The sequence below is a fragment of the Kitasatospora sp. NPDC088346 genome (genome assembly GCF_044740765.1).
Lineage (GTDB): Bacteria > Actinomycetota > Actinomycetes > Streptomycetales > Streptomycetaceae > Kitasatospora.
This window is the reverse complement of sequence record NZ_JBIURH010000045.1, coordinates 1-18,445: the sequence shown is the minus strand read 5'-3', so window position 1 is coordinate 18,445 and position 18,445 is coordinate 1. Positions and strand designations below refer to the sequence as shown.

15 protein-coding genes and 2 pseudogenes are annotated in these 18,445 nt (G+C 71.6%); 8 read left to right on the top strand and 9 right to left on the bottom strand.

Annotated features, from left to right (window positions below; translation table 11 throughout):
- Positions 1 to 11: 11 nt before the first annotated feature.
- From ACIOFR_RS34095 to ACIOFR_RS34085, 3 genes and pseudogenes are all read right to left on the bottom strand, one after another.
- The gene (locus ACIOFR_RS34095; protein ID WP_401003343.1) at positions 12 to 992 is read right to left on the bottom strand and encodes an AAA family ATPase; all 981 of its coding nucleotides are present in this window, start codon (positions 990 to 992) and stop codon (positions 12 to 14) included.
- A gap of 365 nt (positions 993 to 1,357) precedes the next feature.
- Positions 1,358 to 1,885 (bottom strand): flavodoxin domain-containing protein, encoded by a 528-nt coding sequence (locus ACIOFR_RS34090; RefSeq protein ID WP_401003341.1) that lies wholly within the window; start codon positions 1,883 to 1,885, stop codon positions 1,358 to 1,360.
- A 337-nt stretch (positions 1,886 to 2,222) separates the two neighbouring features.
- Positions 2,223 to 2,812 (bottom strand): annotated as a pseudogene (locus ACIOFR_RS34085) (VIT1/CCC1 transporter family protein).
- Between the two features lie 886 nt (positions 2,813 to 3,698).
- On the opposite strand from ACIOFR_RS34085, the gene ACIOFR_RS34080 reads away from it, so the two are divergent.
- Positions 3,699 to 3,866, top strand: a complete 168-nt coding sequence (locus tag ACIOFR_RS34080) for a hypothetical protein (protein ID WP_401003339.1) — start codon at positions 3,699 to 3,701, stop codon at positions 3,864 to 3,866.
- Positions 3,867 to 4,177: 311 nt separating this feature from the next.
- On the opposite strand, the gene ACIOFR_RS34075 is transcribed toward ACIOFR_RS34080, so the two are convergent.
- From ACIOFR_RS34075 to ACIOFR_RS34060, 4 genes are all read right to left on the bottom strand, one after another.
- Positions 4,178 to 6,346 carry an MMPL family transporter gene (locus ACIOFR_RS34075; protein WP_401003337.1) on the bottom strand — a complete coding sequence of 723 codons (2,169 nt, stop codon included), beginning with the start codon at positions 6,344 to 6,346 and terminating at the stop codon, positions 4,178 to 4,180.
- A gap of 106 nt (positions 6,347 to 6,452) precedes the next feature.
- Entirely contained in the window at positions 6,453 to 6,842 is a 390-nt protein-coding gene (locus tag ACIOFR_RS34070; protein ID WP_401003335.1) for a DUF302 domain-containing protein, read from the bottom strand.
- 43 nt (positions 6,843 to 6,885) lie between these two features.
- Positions 6,886 to 7,095, bottom strand: coding sequence for a rhodanese-like domain-containing protein (locus ACIOFR_RS34065; RefSeq protein WP_401003333.1), 210 nt, complete (start codon positions 7,093 to 7,095; stop codon positions 6,886 to 6,888).
- 188 nt (positions 7,096 to 7,283) lie between these two features.
- Positions 7,284 to 7,550 (bottom strand): metal-sensitive transcriptional regulator, encoded by a 267-nt coding sequence (locus ACIOFR_RS34060; protein WP_360508690.1) that lies wholly within the window; start codon positions 7,548 to 7,550, stop codon positions 7,284 to 7,286.
- A gap of 190 nt (positions 7,551 to 7,740) precedes the next feature.
- Between ACIOFR_RS34060 and ACIOFR_RS34055 the strand changes: the two genes are divergently transcribed.
- From ACIOFR_RS34055 to ACIOFR_RS34030, 6 genes and pseudogenes are all read left to right on the top strand, one after another.
- Positions 7,741 to 7,959, top strand: a complete 219-nt coding sequence (locus ACIOFR_RS34055) for an OsmC family protein (RefSeq protein WP_401003330.1) — start codon at positions 7,741 to 7,743, stop codon at positions 7,957 to 7,959.
- Positions 7,960 to 7,971: 12 nt separating this feature from the next.
- On the top strand, positions 7,972 to 8,208 hold the full coding sequence (locus ACIOFR_RS34050) for an OsmC family protein (protein WP_401003407.1): 237 nt from the start codon (positions 7,972 to 7,974) through the stop codon (positions 8,206 to 8,208).
- Between the two features lie 57 nt (positions 8,209 to 8,265).
- Positions 8,266 to 8,628, top strand: coding sequence for a thioredoxin (trxA, locus tag ACIOFR_RS34045; RefSeq protein WP_401003328.1), 363 nt, complete (start codon positions 8,266 to 8,268; stop codon positions 8,626 to 8,628).
- Positions 8,629 to 8,824: 196 nt separating this feature from the next.
- Positions 8,825 to 9,942 (top strand): annotated as a pseudogene (locus ACIOFR_RS34040) (IS630 family transposase).
- 550 nt (positions 9,943 to 10,492) lie between these two features.
- A complete protein-coding gene (locus ACIOFR_RS34035; protein WP_401003326.1) occupies positions 10,493 to 11,362 on the top strand; it encodes a universal stress protein in 870 nt (289 codons plus the stop codon).
- Between the two features lie 2 nt (positions 11,363 to 11,364).
- Positions 11,365 to 14,310 carry a cation-translocating P-type ATPase gene (locus ACIOFR_RS34030; protein ID WP_401003324.1) on the top strand — a complete coding sequence of 982 codons (2,946 nt, stop codon included), beginning with the start codon at positions 11,365 to 11,367 and terminating at the stop codon, positions 14,308 to 14,310.
- 86 nt (positions 14,311 to 14,396) lie between these two features.
- Here ACIOFR_RS34030 and ACIOFR_RS34025 read toward each other — a convergent pair whose 3' ends face one another.
- Positions 14,397 to 17,006, bottom strand: a complete 2,610-nt coding sequence (locus ACIOFR_RS34025) for a cation-translocating P-type ATPase (protein WP_401003322.1) — start codon at positions 17,004 to 17,006, stop codon at positions 14,397 to 14,399.
- Positions 17,003 to 17,671 carry a DUF4389 domain-containing protein gene (locus tag ACIOFR_RS34020; RefSeq protein WP_401003320.1) on the bottom strand — a complete coding sequence of 223 codons (669 nt, stop codon included), beginning with the start codon at positions 17,669 to 17,671 and terminating at the stop codon, positions 17,003 to 17,005. The genes ACIOFR_RS34025 and ACIOFR_RS34020 overlap by 4 nt, the downstream gene beginning before the upstream one ends.
- Before the next feature lie 240 nt (positions 17,672 to 17,911).
- On the opposite strand from ACIOFR_RS34020, the gene ACIOFR_RS34015 reads away from it, so the two are divergent.
- Entirely contained in the window at positions 17,912 to 18,355 is a 444-nt protein-coding gene (locus ACIOFR_RS34015; RefSeq protein ID WP_401003318.1) for a universal stress protein, read from the top strand.
- Positions 18,356 to 18,445: the final 90 nt, after the last annotated feature.

Sequence of the window (18,445 nt, the reverse complement as noted above, 5' to 3'; positions counted from 1 at the left end):
GCTGGGCCGGGTCAGGCATGGCGCAGCGCGTGCCGCTCGTCCAGGGCGTCGATGAGTAGGCGTTCGTCGATCATGTCGTCCCCTCCGAGGATGGCGCGCTTGGCCGCCGACTCCGCTGCCTTGACCAGCTCTGCGTGGCTGAGCTGATCGACCTTGCCGGTCAGGTCGGCCCACCGTACTGCTGCGGTGTTCATACCGGTGAGCCTTCGCCGCAAAACCTCGATCGCCTGCTCCGCGGAGGGGGATGCGTAGCGGACGACGAGGTCGAAGCGGCGGAACAGGGCTCGGTCGAGGAGCTGGCGGTGGTTGGTGGCGGCGACGACGACGAGGCTTTCGGAGGGGGCTTCGTCGAGGAAGAGGAGGAAGGAGTTGAGGATGCGGCGGGCTTCGCCGACGTCGTTGCCGGCGGTGCGCTCGGCGCCGAGCGCGTCGAACTCGTCGAAGAGATACACCGCCCGCGTCTCGGCTGCTGCTTCGAAGAGCAGGCGGAGCTTGGAGGCGGTCTCGCCCATGAAGCGGCTGATCAGCCCGTCGAGGCGGATGGTGAACAGCGGCAGGGAGAGTTCCTTGGCCAGGGCGGCGGCGGTCATGCTCTTGCCGGTGCCCGGCGGCCCGGACAGCAGGATCCGGTGGACAGGTGTGAAGCCGAACCGTTCCAAGCGGGCGCGCTGGCGCTGCTCGTGGAGGACCTTGTCGAGGGAGGCGCGAAGATCCTCGGCGAGAGTCATGTCGTCCAGGCGGACATCGGAGTAGCCGGCGGTGAGCAGGCTGGCCAGCTCACCCCTGGGCTGCACCACAGGGGTGGGGCCGGTGCGGGGGATCTTCTGGGCGCGGGCGGCGTCGATGAGTTCGCGGATCTCGACGGCGAGCTTTCCGTGCCCCTGGCGGGCGGACTTCGCGGCAACCTGGAGAGCGACGCTGTAGAAGAGGTCCTCGTCGCCTTCGGCATGCGCGGTGAGGAGCGCCTTGAGGTGGTCAGCTGTCGCAGCCACGCACCCCACACTCCTTCTCCGAAAATCTGGCCCGCCATAGGAACGAGCGTTGATGAGAGTCGACACTCGCACAGTGGAAGAGGCGGTGGTTTCCGCCATCGTACGGGGGCGGCAGGAGCTGGCGAGGCCCGGCGCACAAACCGGTGCTGTCACGTCCCGGCGTCCCGGCGAGCCGGACAGGGCCGCCGGAAGGGCTGCGACTGGCCCTGCGAGGTGCGAGGGCTGAGCCATGTCCACGCACTTTCGGCGCTGGCCCGGCTTCAGAACCGCCTGCCCGTGCCAGGACCGCACAGCCGGGAGGTCCATGAGCGGTCAGCAACCGGGGATTGGTGCGGTGGTGTCGCAGTGATCCCCAGGGCCCGAGGTCAGCGCCCCTGGGCCTTTCCGGCGGCGGCGAGCGTCTCGGCGATCTCGGCGGCCCAGGCGTCGATGGCGTCCCAGTCACGGTAGTCCCCGGTGTGGCCGCCCAGGAGGCGGAGGGTGAGTGTGCCCACCCGGCCGAGTTGTTCGCGGGTGACGACACCGGAGAAGAGGCGGTGTCCGCACAGGCCGGGCAGCGGCGCGAGCGCGTCGAGGATGATCGCCTCCTCGCGCCAGGCGAACCTGCGCCATGGCCCCCGCAGCGCGGCGGGCATACCGACGCTGAAGGCCCAGACCCGATCGTGCACGAGCGTGTCACGGTGGCGTCGCAAAAAGGCGGCCGCTTCCGGCAGCCACCGTCGGTTGTGGACCGCGCTGCCCAGGACGAAGGCGGTGTAGCCGTCCACGGTCGTCCCGTCGTCGAGCGGCCGGACATCGGCAGGGCAGCCGGACTCGGCCAGGCGGGCGCCGATGCGCTCGGCGATCTCCCGGGTGGAACCGTGCGTGCTCGCATAGCCGACCAGAACCGTCATCGTGCCTCCTCAGAGCGCCCCTGCTGCGGGTCATGACCAGTGTCCATACCGTCCCCATGCGGTGCCCTGGGTCCGACGGTCCCGATGCCGGGCCGGCCGGCCCCAAGCCAGCCCACGTCACCGGGCTGTTGCCGCGTGACTCCAAGCGTCCAGCCTGTACCCGCACTACCCAGTTACGCCGTGCGAAGGCGCGCGGGCGATCGCGTGACGTGCCGGGCGCCGACCGTCGGTGGGCCGCAGATCACCGGCAGTGTGCCGATCATGCCCACCCCGGCGGCCCGGGGCAGGCCGATCACGGTCACCGGTGCCGGCTCGCGGGTCTCGCACGCCGCTGCGGTCAGATGCCGGAGACATCGGCAAGTTGCCCGACCGCAGCGGTGATGGCCATGGCCAGCCCGCCGCTGAGGACGACGCGCAGGGTCGGGCGCAGGACACCGGTGCCGGCGGCGCGGGCGGCCAGCACGCCGGCCGTGGCGAGGCCGAGGAGGGTGACGGCGACGATCAGCCACAGCCGGGCGCTGGTGGTGCCGGCGAGGAGGCCGAGGAAGGGGACGAGTCCGCCGACCAGGAAGCTCGTGGCTGAGGCCAGGGCGGCCTGCAGCGGCTTCGCGGCGGTGTGCTCGCTCTGGCCGAGTTCGTCACGCAAGTGGGCCTGAAGCGGATCGGCCTCGTGGAGGGCGACCGCGACCTGCCGCGCGAGATCCGGCGGGACGCCCGGTAGATGGCGGTGAGTTCGGCGAGCTCGGCCGCCGGGTTCTCGGCGAGTTCGCGTTGCTCCTTCGCACGGTCGGCGGTCTCGACGTCGACCTGGGAACTGACCGACACATACTCGCCGGCGGCCATCGACATCGCACCCGCCGACAACCCCGCGAGGCCGCCGGTGACCACCGTCGAGGTGCTCGCACCGCTGGCCGCGATGCCCACCATCAGGCTCGCGACGGACACCAGCCCGTCGTTGGCGCCGAGCACGGCGGCGCGCAACCAGCCGGCCCGGCCCGCGCTGTGGCTCTCCTGGTGCGGGTTGAGCCGGTCGAAGAAGGTCATCGGTCAGCCGCTCCTGTCGGTCGTCGAGTTCATTGTCGGTTTGCTGACAGGCCTGCGCACTCGACAGGGCCGGTTGGGCGGTGGCGCCAGCTACTCAGCGTGGGGCCGGGTCGGCGTGGAGAGCAGGTCGGGGGCAGGCGCGGACGGCGCGCCGTCTGGTATCGGTTCCGCGAGGTTCTCCTCCACCGTCCGCGGATGCTCCGCCCAGGGGCGCGGCCGCGTGCTCGCCCGAGTCCCGGATCCCCGGCACCACACGGACCTCGCCGAGCGTGAGCCCGGCCGCCTGCACCTCTCGGTGGAAGATCAGCTGGCCGGCTGCGGCGGGTAGCCGCGGCGGCCGGACGAGGCTCGGGGCGACGCGTGCGGCAACCCGGCCTCCTCGTAAACCGGACCGCCATCCTCGGCGCCCCGGCACCAGCGGGCGAGAACCCCGATACGCGCACCCCTACGCACGACTTGACGTTCCGACGCGCTGGGAGGTCCACCGTCCGAGGCGAGAGCACCGAGGCAGGGCCGAATGGAACGCGCCACCGTACCGGTCCCCACCTGCCGAACGCGCCGCTACTGCACCGGAAGGGAAATCCTTGCCAGGGGGACACCTCGTTCCTCCGACCCAGTGCTCATGTGTCCGGTGGGGCGGGCCGTTCCGAGCAGATGGCAATGGCCCGCCAAGAGATACGAAGCGGGCATCGCAGCCGTAAAATACCCCAGTGGGTATTATTGGGAGGAAGGAGTGCCCTTCCATTGAATGGACGCGAGGAGTTCCGCGATGTGTCGACGTACCAAGTGCCGCACCTGCGGCAAGGCCACCTACGCGGGGTGCGGCATGCACGTCGACCAGGTGCTTGCCGGAGTCCCCAAGGCCGACCGCTGCACCTGCGACCGGAACGCGAACAAGGGCGGCGGCCTCTTGGCAAGGATTCTGGGCCGCCACTGAGCAAGCAAGGGCCGATCCGTCGGGCCGTGCCGGGGATCCCCGGCACGGCCCGCGGCACGTCCGCCCACCGTTGTTCCGCCGCCTTCGGGGGCGCCGACTCCGTACACGGACACACGGTTCGACCCGGCGGCCCCGCCCGGAGAGCGCTGCGCCGGGCCGCTGACGACCGCGCTTGAACGGGAGGCCCAGGCCCCTACTGCTCTCCACTACCTGTCTGCACTGCGGGCCGAACGGCCCCGCTCGGGGACATGGGAGAACCGCCGGTGGCGGGACCGCACTCCAGCGGTCCCGCCACCGGCGGTTCGGACAGCTCAGCCGTGGGAGAAGGAGATCTTCGGCAGCACCCGGTCGAGCCAGGCCGGGGTGTGCCAGGCGGCCCAGCCGGTCAGCCGGAGGATGGCCGGGAGCAGGACCAGCCGGACCAGCGCGGCGTCGAGCAGCACCGCGACGCCGAGCACGATGCCCATCTCCTTGGGCGGCAGCGGCCCGGAGATCGCGAAGGTGAAGAACACCGCGACCATGACGCCGGCCGCCGCGAAGATCACCCGGCCGGAGTGCGCGAGTGCGCCGACCATCGCCTCCTTGGGGTCACCGCTGCGCTCGTAGTGCTCCTTGGCTGAGGCCAGCAGAAAGACGGTGTAGTCCATCGCGATCGCGAAGATGATCGCGAAGAAGAACACCGGCGCCCAGTCGTCCAGGAAGCCCTGCGGCTTGAAGCCCAGCAGCCCGGCGCCGTGACCGTCCTGGAAGACCAGCCGGGCGACGCCGAACGCGGCACCCGTGGACAGCAGGCTCGCGGCGGTGCCGAGCGCGGAGATCAGCGGAGCGCGCAGGGCGACCAGCAACAGCAGGAAGCCCAGGCCCATCACCACGCCGATGACCAGCGGGGTCTTCTGGGTGAGCAGGTGCTGCAGGTCGAGATTCTCGACCGCCGCGCCGCCCACCAGGGTGTCGTGCGGGAGTTCAGCGCGCAGCGTGTCGACGGTGGAGCCGAGCTGCGGGCTGGACGGGTCGACGGTGGGCACGGCCTGGATCATCGACCAGCCCGAGCCGTCGGCGGCCAGCTGCGCCGGCATCACTCCGGCGATCCCGGGGGTCGCCGCGATCTGCGCGCCGACGTCGGCGGCCTGCCCGGTGGGCGTGAGGATCTGCAGCGTACCGGGCGCGCCGGGACCGAACGCCTGCTGGACGGCGGTGTAGCCGGCCCGGGCGCTGTCGTGGGCGGGGATGACGGTGATCGACGGCATCGCGGTGCGCAGGCCGATGACCGGCGCGGCCAGGGCGATCAGCGCGGCCAGGGCGAGGGCGCCGTAGCGGACGGGGTGCTTCCACAGGCGCTCGCCCCAGGCGGCGAAGCGCGCGGAGCGGTGTTCGCCGCTCTTCACCCAGGGCAGGGCGAGGGCGTCGACGCGGTGCCCGAGCTTGCCGAGGACGGCGGGCAGCAGGGTGAGGGTGGCGGCGAGGACGAACAGGACGGCGAGCATGATGCCGCCGGCCATCGAGCGGAACGCCGGGGATGGCACCAGCATCACGGCGGACAGGCTGACCAGCACGGTCGCGCCGGACAGCAGGACGGCCTTGCCGGCAGTGTCCATGGTCTCGGCGACCGCCTCGGCGCTGCTCAGCGAGCGGCCCATCCGGGCGCTGCGGAAGCGGACCACCAGGAAGAGCGCGTAGTCGATGCCGAGCGCGAGGGCGAACATCATGGCGAAGTTCATCGCCCAGATCGAGACCGGGAACAGATGGCTGATCAGCACCAGCGACCCGGCGGAGGCGGCGAGCCCGGCCATGGTCAGCAGCAGCGGCAGTCCGGCCGCGACCAGCGAGCCGAAGGCGAGCACCAGGATGGCCAGGGTGACCGGCCACGACATGATCTCGGACTTCATCATGGCGTCGTGGTTGGCCTTGTTGAAGTCGCTCCACAGCACGGACGCGCCGGTGGCGTGCACGCTGACACCCTCGGTGGACAGCTCGTTCAGCGGACCCTTGAGGTCGTCGGCGGCGCGGACCATGTCGTCGGGGTTGGCTTTGGCGCCCGCCAGGAGGATCGCGGTGCGGCCGTCCTGGCTGATGGTGGCGCCGGGCTGGGGCGGGACGACGGTGGAGATCCGGGGGTCGGCGGCGGCGACGGCCTCGGCCTTGCCGATGACCTGCTGGACGGCGGGTTCGCTGACCGGCCGGTCGGCGGCGACGACGATCAGCAGGGCGGTGGAGGCGTTGCCCGCGAAGTGCTGCTCGGCGACCTGCCGGACCTTGACCGACTCGGAGCCGTTGGCCTGCCATCCGGCGCCGGACAGCGCGGTGGTGACCTGCGGGGCGAACGCGCCGAGCGCGACCACGACGAGCAGCCATCCCACGAGTACGGCCTTGAAGTGCCCGGCTGACCAGGCGCCGAGGCGGCCCAGGAGGCCGGCACGGCCCGGCGGACCGGGCGGCCCTTCGGTGGAGGGCTGGGCGAGGGACGTGTCCGGGTGATGCACGGGGTGCTCCGTTCCGAGGGCGGCCCGGTCCGGGCTCGCTATACGGGTAGGGGTATATGAAAGTCCAGGGGAAAGGGCCCGCGGGGGCGGGCCCGGGATGCGGCGGTCAGCCGGCGAGGGTGTCCAGCGCGGCGCGCAGTCGGCTGGCCGCCTCGTCGGCCACGGCTTCGAGCGCGGGCTGGTCGGTGATACGCACCATCAGCTGCGGGTCCATCACCTCGACCACGGTGCGCCCGCCGGCCGCACGCACCACCACATTGCACGGCAGCAGCAGCCCGATACGCCGGTCGACCTCGAGGGCACGGTGGGCCAGTGCCGGATTGCAGGCGCCGAGGATGACGTACTCCTCGATCTCCTCGCCGAGCTTGGCCCGCAGGGTGGCCCGGACGTCGATCTCCGTGAGAATCCCGAAGCCCTGCTCGGCGAGCGCGGACCGCACCCGCTCGACCGCCTCGTCGAAGGGCAGATCGAGGGTGAGGGGAATGCCGTAGTCCATGGCGTGCTCCGTTCGTGGCGTGAGGTCAGGGAGGTCAGAGAGGTCAGACAGCGAGATCGCGGCCGGAGAGCGACCACTCTGCGGTCCCGCCCTGGACGGAGGCGGCGTCGAAGCCGGCACGGCCGAGCAGTTCGGCTCCGATCCGGCTCCGGTTGCCGGAAGCGCAGGTCACCGTGACGGCCCGGTCGCGAGGCAGTTCGGCGAGCCCTCCCGCGAGCATCCCCAACACCTCGATGTCGACTTCCCGAACCATGATCCACCTCTCTAATACCCCCCAGAGTATGTGACAGAGTACGCCAACGCCGCACAGGAGAGCTGCATTCCACTCCAGGCCATCGGACGTGTCGCATGCCTCACGCGCCGGGCGGGCGGCCCGACCGCAGGCAGATCAACAGCACACGGGGCGGCGCCGCGCGGCGCCGCCGATGGGCAGGCGGGACGTCAGGCGAGGGCGAGGAAGAGCTTTTCGAGTTCGGCCTCGCTCATCGGCGGCGCGTCGCCGTCGGCAGTGGCCATGCACTGGCGCATGCCACTGGCCACGATCTTGAACCCGGCCCGGTCGAGGGCGCGGGAGACGGCGGCGAGCTGGGTCACGATGTCCTTGCACTCGCGCCCGGCCTCGATCATCGCAATGACGCCGGCAAGCTGGCCCTGCGCGCGGCGAAGGCGGTTGAGGACCGCGCCGACCGCGTCGTCGTCGACCTGCATGTGCGTACCTCCAGAGTGTCGTTCTTCCGCCAGTTTACCCCGTGGGGTATATATCGGGCGTTGCCTTGGGGATGAAGGGCCCCGGCCCGCCGGGCCGGTCGGCTCTGGCCCGCGGCTCGGCACCGATCTCTACTGGACCCGGACACGACCGTCACCAGCCGCTTCGAGGCTCGTCCGACAGGAGCAGACCATGACCTCGCCGATGCAGGGCACCCCACCCGTTGACGCCGCCGCAGCCCTCCCCGCGGGCCGGATCAGGATCGAGCACCTGAGCCAGGACCGCTACGAGATCGCGGCTCGCGGCCACCGGCTCGTGGTGGACCAGCCGGTCGAGGCCGGCGGCCAGGACACCGGCCCCACCCCGACCGAACTGTTCGCCGCGTCGCTCGCCTCGTGCGTGGCGTTCTAAGCCGGCTGCTACCTGACCCGGCACGGCGTCGATCCGAAAGGGCTGCGGGTGGACGCTGGCTTCACGATGGCCTCCGACCGCCCCGCCCGGGTCGCCGAGGTGACCCTCACCGTGAAGGCGCCGGAGGGCCTGGACCCCGCACGGTACGACGCGCTGCTCGCCGTCGCCTCGCGCTGCACCGTCCACAACACGCTTCATCAGCCCCCCGCCGTCCGGATCGAGGTTGCCCGGGACGGCGGGGTGGAATAGCCGGCCGCGCTGCACTGTTGGAATACCCGTGGGGGTATTTACGAGAGGAGATTAGCCATGGCCACGGTCGAGCTGACCGAGAAGAACTTCGACGAGACAGCCGGCGGCGAGGGCATCGTGCTGGTGGACTTCTGGGCCGCGTGGTGCGGTCCGTGCCGGATGTTCGCGCCCGTCTTCGAGCGTGTCTCGCAGAAGCACCCGGACATCGTGTTCGGCAAGGTCGACACCCAGGCGCAGCAGCAGCTCGCCGCCGCCTTCCAGATCTCCTCGATCCCGACCCTGATGGCGGTGCGCGACGGCGTCGTCCTCTACGCCCAGCCGGGTGCGCTGCCGGAGGCCGCGCTGGAGGACCTGATCCGCCAGGTCCGTGCCGTCGACATGGACGACGTCCGTCAGCGGATCGTGGCATCCGCCGTGTAGTCGACGAGCCCGCCGAGCGGACCCAGACCGCCGAGCCGGGGAGCCGCGAGGTCGGCTTCACCTCGCCGCACGAATGCCTGTGCACCACCACGGCTGGCGGCCGGCCCAGCCTCCATGTCTTCGCCGTCCTAGTGTCCTGCACCTGAAATATCAGCTCTAAGTCTGTAGGCTGTTTTCATGTCGTCTCGGGGTCCTCGTGCTGTCGAAGTCGTGCTGTCCGCCGCGGAGCGTGCGGAGTTGTCGCGCTGGGCGGCCGGCTCGCTATCGGCCCGTGTGGCGGAGCGGGGCCCGGATCATCCTGGCCTGTGCGGACGGGGCGTCAAACACCGCTGTGTCGGCGGGCTTCGGGGTCAGTACGGAGACGGTGCGCAAGTGGCGCTCCCGGTTCGTAGCCCGGCGGCTGGCGGGGCTGGCGGATGAGCCGCGGCCTGGCCGGCGCAAGCCGGAGCTGGTGCTGTCCGAGGCCGAGCGGGCGGAGTTGACGCGCTGGGCAAGGCGGGCGAAGACCGCGCAGTTCCTGGCGCTGCGGGCGAGGATCGTGCTGCGGTGCGCGGAAGGCGGGACGAACAAGGAGATCGCCGCCGAACTCGGTGTCTCGCACGGAACGGTGAACCGTTGGCGGTCGAGGTTCATCCGCTTGCGGCTGGACGGGCTGAGTGATGAGCCGCGTCCCGGCAGGCCGCCCTCGATCCTCCTGGACCAGTAGGCCTGTACCACAACCCACCCGAGAAAGCGGTGGTGCTGTGCGTGGACGAGAAAAGCCAGATCCAGGCGCTGGACCGGTCCCAGTCGGTGCTGCCGATGATGCCGGGCATGCCCGAACGCCGCACCCACGACTACTACCGGCATGGCATCACCAGCCTGTTCGCCGCCTTCAACATCGCCGACGGCACTGTCATATCGGCACTGCACCGCCGCCACCGGGCCATCGAGTTCAAGAAGTTCCTGGTCACGATCGACAAGGCTGTGCCCGCCGGCCTCGATGTCCACCTGGTCTGTGACAATTACGCCACCCACAACACTGCCGAGATCAGGACGTGGCTAGGAAAACACCCGCGCTTCCACGTCCACTTCACCCCCACCGGCTCCTCCTGGATGAACCAGGTCGAGCGATGGTTCGGCATACTGACGGACAAGCTCATTCGCCGCGGGGTGCACACCTCCGTGAAGGCCCTGGAGCAAGACATTAGGGCCTGGATCGACGGATGGAACGAGAACCCCAGGCCCTTCACCTGGACCAAGACCGCCGACGAGATCCTCAACTCCCTCGCCGACTACCTCACCAAAATCAACCCGCCGACCACTGAAACCTGAAGCAGACTTAGAGCTGATATTTCAGGTGCAGGACACTAGTGAGCTGGTTCGGAGATTCCCGGGGACCCGCGCGGTTCCCACTACGGGTGCCCTGCGCTCGGTGGCGCTGGGTCACTGAGTAGCCGATAGCGCCGACCGCCAAGCCTTCTTGTCCGCCCATTCGGACGCCACGTGGTGCGGGGCGTGGCTGCACCCGGTGGCGAAGTAGACGAAGAACGGCCGACGGGCGTTCTGCGCCCGGACCCCGTGAAGCCGCCCGATGGTCTGTCGGCCAGGTCGTCCGGCAGGTAGTACGGGTTCTCCTTGTCGTAGAAGCGCTCCGGAGTGCCGATGATCTACTGGTTCTCCGCGAGGCACGGATCCCATTGGGTCGGTAAGCCCCGGTGTGGCTCCCCTCCATGCTGCGGCGCGAGTCAGGGGCGGGCCGAGAAGCAGGTGGCCCCGTGGGCCTGTCGGCCCTCGCGGCCGATCGCTGCGGGACTTACGGTGCCGGTATGGGCACGGCGGCCGGCCCCGGCTCGCCGACCCCGCATACGGGTGGAGGAGAGCCATGACGTCCGTCAGCGAACGCCGTCCGATCGTGTTCGGCGTAGACGCCCTCGAACCCGAGCCCATGGCCGTGGCCTGGGCCGCCGACGAGGCCGACCGGCGCGGCCTGCCCCTACGACTGCTGCACGCCGTACCGCCGGTCATTCACGACCTGCGCGGCTTCGAGGAGGACCGCTACCACAAGGCACTGCGCGAGCGCGGCGACGCGGCACTCGACCGGGCCACCGGCCTCGCCCGCACGCGCCACCCGGGGCTGGCGCTCGCCACCGCCGTCGCGGACGGCATCCCGGCGCAGGTGCTCTGCCGGGAGTCCGCTCATGCCGAGCTCGTCGTCCTCGGCTCACGCCGGATGAACCGGCTCGAGGAGCTGTTCAGCGCCTTCTCGGTGACCGTCCCGGTGAGCGCCCAGGCGCACTGCCCAGTGGTCGTGGTGCGCGAACCCGAGCACATCACCCAGGACCCGCCCTACGTGGTGGTCGGGATCGACGGCAGTGAATCGTCCGCTGCCGCCGTCGATGTCGCCTTCGACCTCGCGGCCCGGCGCGGAGCCGCGCTGCGCGCCGTGTGGGTGTGGCAGTCCCAGCTGATCGCCCACTTCGACGAGACGGCGGCCGTCCAGACGCTGCGGCGGCTGCTCGCCGAGACCACAGCCGGGCGGGCCATGGCCTTTCCCGACCTGAAGCTCACCCACGAGGTGATCCGCGGCCACCCGGTCGAGGAGCTGGCCAAGGCGTCAAAACACGCCCTCGCCGTCGTGGTGGGGCGACGCGGCCGAGGCGGGTTCACCGGAATGCGGCTCGGCTCCGTCCCACACGGCCTGCTGCATCGCGCCCACTGCCCGGTCGTCACGGTCCCCCACCTCCCGGCCTGACCATGCCCACCGAGCCCTCGAACACCCAGGGCCAGGCCCGGGAGGCCGAGGAGACCGGCAGCACGGACCCACGCGAGCCGCTCGCCCTGCTCTTCCGTGATCTGCGGAGCTCCCCGCAGGGCCTCACGGAGCGTGAGGCCGCGCGCCGTCTGACGGTCTACGGACCCAACGCCCTCGTGCGGCGCGGCGGACGGCGCTGGCCCCGGGAGCTGGCTCAGCAGTTCACCCACCCCTTGGCGCTGCTGCTGGCGTTCGCCGCGCTGCTGGCGGCCGTCACCGGCGCCCTCGCCCTGGCGGTGGCGATCCTTGCGGTGATCCTGCTCAATGCGCTGCTCGCCTTCGTTCAGGAGCGGCAGGCCGAGCAGGCCGTGGAGGCCCTCGCCGACTTCCTGCCCGAACAGGCGACCGTGGTGCGCGCCGGAGCACGCCGCCAAGTGGCCGCGACCACGCTGGTCCCCGGGGACGTCCTGGTGATCGAGGAGGGCGACCAGGTCTCCGCCGACGCCCGCCTGATGTCGGGCGGTGTGGAGGTCGACCTGTCCGCGCTGACCGGCGAGTCCGTCCCGGCGTTCCGCTCCGCCGAGTTCGCGGATGTCACCGGGCCCGTCCTGGGCGCGCGTGACCTGCTCTTCTCGGGCACCGCGTGCACGGGTGGACAGGCCCTGGCCATGGTCATCGCCACCGGCATGCACACCGAGCTGGGACGCATCGCCGCCCTGACCCAGCGCACCCACCGGGAGGAGAGCCCGCTGGAGCACCAGGTCAAGCGGGTCGCCCGGCTGATCGCGGTGATCGCCGTCGGCGTGGGGCTGGCGTTCCTGCCGATGGGCCTCGCCGCCGGGCTGTCACTCGCGGCGGCCGTGTCCTTCGCAATCGGTCTGCTGGTCGCCAACGTGCCCGAGGGCCTGCTGCCGACCATCACCCTCGCCCTCGCCGCCGGGGTACGTGACCTGGCCCGCCGCGGTGCCGTGGTCAAGCGGCTCTCCGCCGTGGAGACGCTGGGCTCGACCACGGTCATCTGCACCGACAAGACCGGGACCCTGACCGAGAACCGCATGCGTGTCACGGCCGTCTGGACGCCCGGCGGTGAGCTCGCCCTCAACGACACCTCGCCCGTACCCGCCGGACTCCTCCTGCTCGCGGATGCGGCCGCCACCTGCACCACCGCCGACTCGGCGGCCGGCCACGGCGACCCGACCGAACTCGCCCTGCTGGAGCTGGCCGCCCGGGTGGGCACGCCCTGCCCGCCGGAGCGCCGTGACCGCGGACGCCGGGCGCTGTTCCGCTTCGACCCGCACGTCAAACTGATGACCACCGCCGACGAGCGTGACGGCACCGTCGTCCTGCACAGCAAAGGCGCCCCCGAGGAGGTCCTCACCCACGCCGTCGACCTGCTCGACCACGGCACCGAGCGCGCGCTCACCCCCGCCGACCGCACCGAGGTCGCGCACGCCGTCGCCCGACTGGCCGAGCGCGGGCTGCGGGTCCTCGCCGTGGCGCGGCGGCCGCTCGCTCCTGGGCAGCAGCCCCCTGCCGACCGCGAGGAGGCCGAGCAGCGGCTGTGCCTGATCGGCCTGGTCGCCATGGCCGACCCGCCCCGGCCGGAGGTCTCCCGCGCCATCGAACAGGCCCACCGGGCCGGGATCACCGTGCACGTGGTCACCGGCGACAACGGTCTGACGGCGGCCGCCGTCGCCGCGCAGGTCGGCATCGGCCACCGCGGCATGCGCATCGTCACCGGCACGGAACTGGACGCGATGGACGACGACCCGCTGGACGCCCTGCTCGGCCTCGGCGAGGAGGTGATCTTCGCGCGAAGCTCGCCGGAGGCCAAGCTCCGGATCGCCGACGCCCTGCGCGCCGAGGGCCACACCGTTGCAATGACCGGGGACGGCGTCAACGACGCCCCCGCGCTGCGGCGCGCCGACATCGGAGTGGCGATGGGCCGATCCGGCACCGACGTCGCCCGCGAAGCCGCGACGATGGTGCTGACCGACGACAACTTCGCCACCATCGTGGCGGCGGTGGAGGCGGGTCGGCGGACCTACGACAACATCCGCAAGTTCATCGTCTACATCTTCAGCCACGCGGTCCCCGAGGTCGTCCCGTTCCTGGTCTTCGCACTCGCGGGCGGCGCGATTCCCCTGCCGCTGACGGTGATGCAGATCCTCGCCATCGACCTCGGCACCGACACCCTGCCGGCCCTCGCCCTCGGCCGGGAGAAGGCCGAACCCGGACTGATGGACCGTCCGCCCCGCCCTCGCGACGAGCGGGTCATCCAAGGAAGCATGCTCGCCCGCGCCTGGGGGTTCCTCGGACTGATCTCCGCCGTCCTGATCATGGGCGGCTACTTCCTCACCCTCACCTCGGGCGGCTGGCGCCCCGGCGACCCGACCGGCGCGGGCACCGCAATGCACCTGACGTACCAACAGGCCACCACGGTCGCCTGGCTCGGCATCGTCACCTGCCAGATCGGCACCGCCTTCGCGGCCCGCACCGAACGGGCCTCCCTTCGGTCGATCGGTGTCCTCAGCAACCCGCAGCTGCTCGTCGGCATCGCCTTCTCACTGGCCGTCGCCGCCGCGATCGTCTATGTCCCCGCCCTGCACCGGCTGTTCGGCACAGCGGCACTCACCCCGGCGCAGCTCGCGATCGTGGCACCGTTCCCCTTCGTGGTCTGGGGCGCGGACGAGCTGCGCCGAGCCCTGGTCCGCCGCCGTGCGGCTGCCGTTCCGGTGCTGCCTGCGCCCGCCCGGCCCCCAGCGCCCGCAATGCCGCTCCTCGTTACCGGAGAACCGGGCCACCACCGGCTGGCCGTGCTGCTCGCCCGCCACGGCTGGCCTGCCCACCGCCTCGTCCACGCGCTCGGCATCAGCGAGCACACGGCCACCGAGATCGTCACCCACGCCCGTCGGGTCGCCGCCGAGCACGGGTACCGGACGCCCTGAGTCGGCGACTCCGGGCAGGGCCTGCACCCGAGGGCAACCACCGGATTGTCCGGCCCGTCACGGCCCTGCATCACCAGCACGGCCCTTCATCGGTGGTGCCGGAAACGGCCTCGCCACTGCGCTCCTCGCGGCCTCTCGGCATCGCGGCCGACCCGGCCCTCCCGGCCCTCCCGGCCCGGTCGGCCGGCGACTCGAGCCGCGGCGAAGGCGACCGACGCGGCGGCCGTCACCACGATGCCGTCCGCCCAGGACACCGGCTCGGTCTCCAAGACGTCCTGGAGGAACGGCACATAGAGCGCCGCGACGCCAAGCCCCGCCGAAGCCAGGACAGCCAGCGGGAGGAATGGATTCGCCCTGGTGAACAGCCGCTCCCGCAGGCCGAGCACCACGCCGAGCTGCGCCGCGAGCAGGGCGAGGAAGAGCACGCTCTGCCAGGCGTGTCCGGCCCGTTCGGCCCACAGACCCGCACCCAGCGCGACCAGTGTGACCACGACGCCCAGGCGCAGAACGCGCTGCCACAGGCCGGCCCCCAGCACATGCTCGTTCGGCGGCCGGGGCGGGCGCCGCATCGCGCGGCCGGAGACAGGCTCGGCACCGACCGCTACGCCGGTCAGCCCGTGGGTGAGGAGGTTGATCCAGAGGATCTGGCCCGCGCGCAGCGGCAGCGCGAGGCCCATGAACGGGCCCAGCAGCATGACCAGGATCTCCGCCGCGCCACCGGACATTGCGTAGACCAGGAAGCGGCGGATGTTGTCGTAGACCCGGCGGCCCTCCTCCACCGCCGCCACCACGGTGGCGAGTTCGTCATCCGCCAGGACCAGGTCGGCGGCCTGCCTGGCCACCTCGGTACCGCGCCGGCCCATCGCCACCCCGATGTCCGCCCGCTGCAGCGCCGGGCCGTCGTTGACCCCGTCGCCGGTCATCGCGGTGACCGCGCCGCCCGCGCGCCAGGCCTCGACGAGGTCGAGCTTTTGCTGCGGATCGGTGCGTGCGAAGACCCGCACCCGCGACAGGTCCGGCACGGCCCCTGCAGCGAGCTCCCGGCCGGTGACCACCTCGGCCGCCGTCTCGCCATCCTCCAGCAGGCCGATCCGGTCGGCGATCGCGCGGGCGGTGGCGGGGTGGTCCCCGGTGATCAGCACCGGGGTGATGCCGGCCCTGCGGCAGGCCGCGATGGTCGCGGCGGCCGCCGGCTTGGGTGGGTCGCTCAGCGCGGCCAGTCCGAGCAGGCGCAGCTTGGACTCGACCTGACCATCGGCGGCCTCCCGAAGCCCCGACGCGACAGCCAGCACCCGGTAGCCCTCGGCGGCGAGCCTGGCGGCCGCCTGCCGGGCCTGGTCCAGCTCGTCAGAGGCGGCGTCGAGCACGGCCGGGTCGAGGACGGCTTCGGGAGCGCCCTTGAGGCAGATCTCCCGTTGTCCGGAGGGGGTGCGGTGCACGGTTGCCATGCGCTTGCGAACGCTGTCGAAGGGCAGCTCGTCGACCCGGGGACACTCCTCGGCCAAGGTGTCGATGTCGCATCCGGCCTTCGCTGCGGCCACCAGCAGCGCTGCCTCGGTCGGGTCACCGAGGACGGTCCACTGGCCGTCGTCCGCCTCGGGCGGCCGCAGCGTGGCGTCGTTGCACAGCGCGGTCACCCGCAGCAGGGCCCGGGCTGCGGCTTTCGCTTCGGCGCCCTCCACCTGGATCTCCCCGACCGGCTGGTAGCCCGAGCCGGTGATCGTCGCCTGCCATCCGGGTGCCCACAGCCGCTCGACCACCATGCGGCCCTCGGTGAGCGTGCCGGTCTTGTCGGTCGCGAGCACGGTGACCGAGCCGAGCGTCTCGACGGCCGGGAGTCTGCGGACGACGGCATGCCTCAGGGCCATCCGGCGGGCGCCGAGCGCCAGCGCGAGTGTCACCACGGCGGGCAGCGACTCGGGGACGGCTGCCACGGCGAGGCTGATCGCGGTGACCGCCATCGCCTCGGGCGCTTGGCCGCGCACCAGCCCCAGCGCGAACACCACCAGGCACAGGCCGACCGTGACCATCGCCAGCACCCGGCCGAGCCCGGCCAGTCGGCGCTGCAACGGCGTGGGCTGGGGTCGTGGACGGAGCGAGGTCGCGATCCGGCCCAGCGCGCTGTCCGCGCCGGTGGCCGTGACGGTGGCGACCCCCCGACCGCGCAGTACCGTCGTACCGGCGCTGAGGCCGACGGCACCCGTCACGTCCTTCTCTACGGGAACGGACTCGCCCGTCAGCATCGACTCGTCCACCAACAGCGCCGAAGCCTCGACCAGCTCGGCGTCGGCGGGGATGATGTCCCCCTCGGCGAGCAGCACGACGTCACCGGGCACCACTGCGGCGGCCGCCACCTCGCGCTCCTCATCGTCGCGCAGCACCCGCGCCACGGGAGCGGAGAGCGCGGACAGCGCGGCCACCGCGTTGGCCGCACGGATCTCCTGGGTGACCCCCACGGTGGTGTTCACCAGGATGACCAGCCCGATCACGATCGCATCGGGGTGGTCGCCGGTCGCCACGGTCAGCGCGACCGCGGCAAGCAGCACCAGGATCAGCGGATCGCGCAGCTGGGCAGCGACGCGGGACCACAGCGGCGGGCTCGGTGGTGCGCCGACCTCGTTCGGCCCGTGAAGCGCGAGCAGCCGTTCCGCCTGCTCCTCGGCGAGCCCCGCACGGCGGATGCCGGTCGGCGTCACCGCTCGGCCTGCTCCCCCGGAAGGACGCTGTCGGCCGGATCGAGGCCGCCCTGGTCGAGCCGGAACGGCGGGTAGGTGTCGGTCATCAGGGCCGCGTACGCGGCGACCCGGAACACCCACCGGTTCATGCCGACCAACAGGTCGAAGATGCCGGTCGGGTACTTGTCCGTGACAGCGAGCGCCACTCCCACGTACAACGCGAGCAGGCCGATGAGCCCGCCGCCCCACATCTCACGGAAGCCGCCCAGGAAGAACCCGACCACGAGGTAGTGCGGCAGCGCCAGCAGCCACCACTTCACCAGCACCAGTCCCCGCGAGAGTTCACCGGGGTAGGCGATGTCCAGCCACGCGGGGTAGTCGGGCTCCGCACCGAGGCTGAACGGCGGGTACCGGTCGGTGCCCAGACCTCCGTACGCGTAGTACGACACCCGCCAGGACCAGCGCAGCACGCCCACGTTGAAGTCGAAGATGCCGCGCGGGTAGCGGCCGGTGAACAGGATCGCGAAGAACGCGACCACGGTCAGCAGGACGAAAGCCACCCACAGAAAGCACAGGACGATCCAGTGCGGGATGACCAGGACCCACTTCACCAGCCAGAGCCAGCGCGAGAGCGGCTGATCGAGCCGGGCTTCCACCCGGACCGGCGGCGGGGCGGGAGCGGCCATGGCGATCAACCTCCTGGGCGACACGACAGGGAGGGGTGCGGCCGACCTCGGGCCGTGCCGTGGACATCTCCCGGCGGGCGGGTTCTCGCGCATCTCCCATGCTCGCCCGGATACGGGACACTCGCGAGGGCCGGACTGTCCCCGAGGTGGGGCCGGGCGGCCCTTTGGGTTGCGGCACGCGGCAGTGCACGGTCGGATCAGGGGCGACCGCATTGCTCCCGAGCCGAGGACGGGCACGAGATGGACACCGCAGTCCCTCACGAGCGACGGATCGTCGTCGGCGTCGACGGCTCGTCCCCGTCCAAGCGCGCACTGCGATGGGCCGTCGGACAGGCCGCCGCGACCGGCGCCGCGATCGAAGCGGTGATCTGTTGGCGCTTCCCGACGGTCCACGGCTGGGCACCGGCATCGGTCGACCGCGAACTCGGAGCGGTCGCCAGCAGGATTCTGGCGCAGGCCGTCGCCGAGGTCACCACGGACGACGACCCGGTCGAGATCCGCGAGATCGTCGAGTCCGGACACGCCGCAGAGATCCTTCTCGAACGGGCGCGCGGTGCCGAGCTCCTGGTCGTCGGCAACCGGGGGCTCGGCGGCTTCGCCGGCACACTGCTGGGCTCAGTGGGCCAGCACTGCGTCCAGCACGCCCCGTGCCCGGTCGTCGTTGTCCGCGGCGACCAGGCCTAGAAGGCTCGTGAAGATCTTGGGTTCTGGCCCCGCCGCGTGAGCGGCGGGGCCAGACTGCTTCTTGTGGCAATGGGGGAATGGGCCGGGGAG

What these genes read in the sequence shown, in the direction of transcription:
- ACIOFR_RS34090 (WP_401003341.1), bottom strand. Translation starts at nt 1,885, where the DNA reads ATGACGGTTCTGGTCGGCTATGCGAGCACGCACGGTTCCACCCGGGAG.
- ACIOFR_RS34080 (WP_401003339.1), top strand. Translation starts at nt 3,699, where the DNA reads ATGTGTCGACGTACCAAGTGCCGCACCTGCGGCAAGGCCACCTACGCG.
- ACIOFR_RS34070 (WP_401003335.1), bottom strand. Translation starts at nt 6,842, where the DNA reads ATGGACTACGGCATTCCCCTCACCCTCGATCTGCCCTTCGACGAGGCG.
- ACIOFR_RS34065 (WP_401003333.1), bottom strand. Translation starts at nt 7,095, where the DNA reads ATGGTTCGGGAAGTCGACATCGAGGTGTTGGGGATGCTCGCGGGAGGG.
- ACIOFR_RS34060 (WP_360508690.1), bottom strand. Translation starts at nt 7,550, where the DNA reads ATGCAGGTCGACGACGACGCGGTCGGCGCGGTCCTCAACCGCCTTCGC.
- ACIOFR_RS34055 (WP_401003330.1), top strand. Translation starts at nt 7,741, where the DNA reads ATGACCTCGCCGATGCAGGGCACCCCACCCGTTGACGCCGCCGCAGCC.
- trxA (WP_401003328.1), top strand. Translation starts at nt 8,266, where the DNA reads ATGGCCACGGTCGAGCTGACCGAGAAGAACTTCGACGAGACAGCCGGC.
- ACIOFR_RS34035 (WP_401003326.1), top strand. Translation starts at nt 10,493, where the DNA reads ATGACGTCCGTCAGCGAACGCCGTCCGATCGTGTTCGGCGTAGACGCC.
- ACIOFR_RS34030 (WP_401003324.1), top strand. Translation starts at nt 11,365, where the DNA reads ATGCCCACCGAGCCCTCGAACACCCAGGGCCAGGCCCGGGAGGCCGAG.
- ACIOFR_RS34020 (WP_401003320.1), bottom strand. Translation starts at nt 17,671, where the DNA reads ATGGCCGCTCCCGCCCCGCCGCCGGTCCGGGTGGAAGCCCGGCTCGAT.
- ACIOFR_RS34015 (WP_401003318.1), top strand. Translation starts at nt 17,912, where the DNA reads ATGGACACCGCAGTCCCTCACGAGCGACGGATCGTCGTCGGCGTCGAC.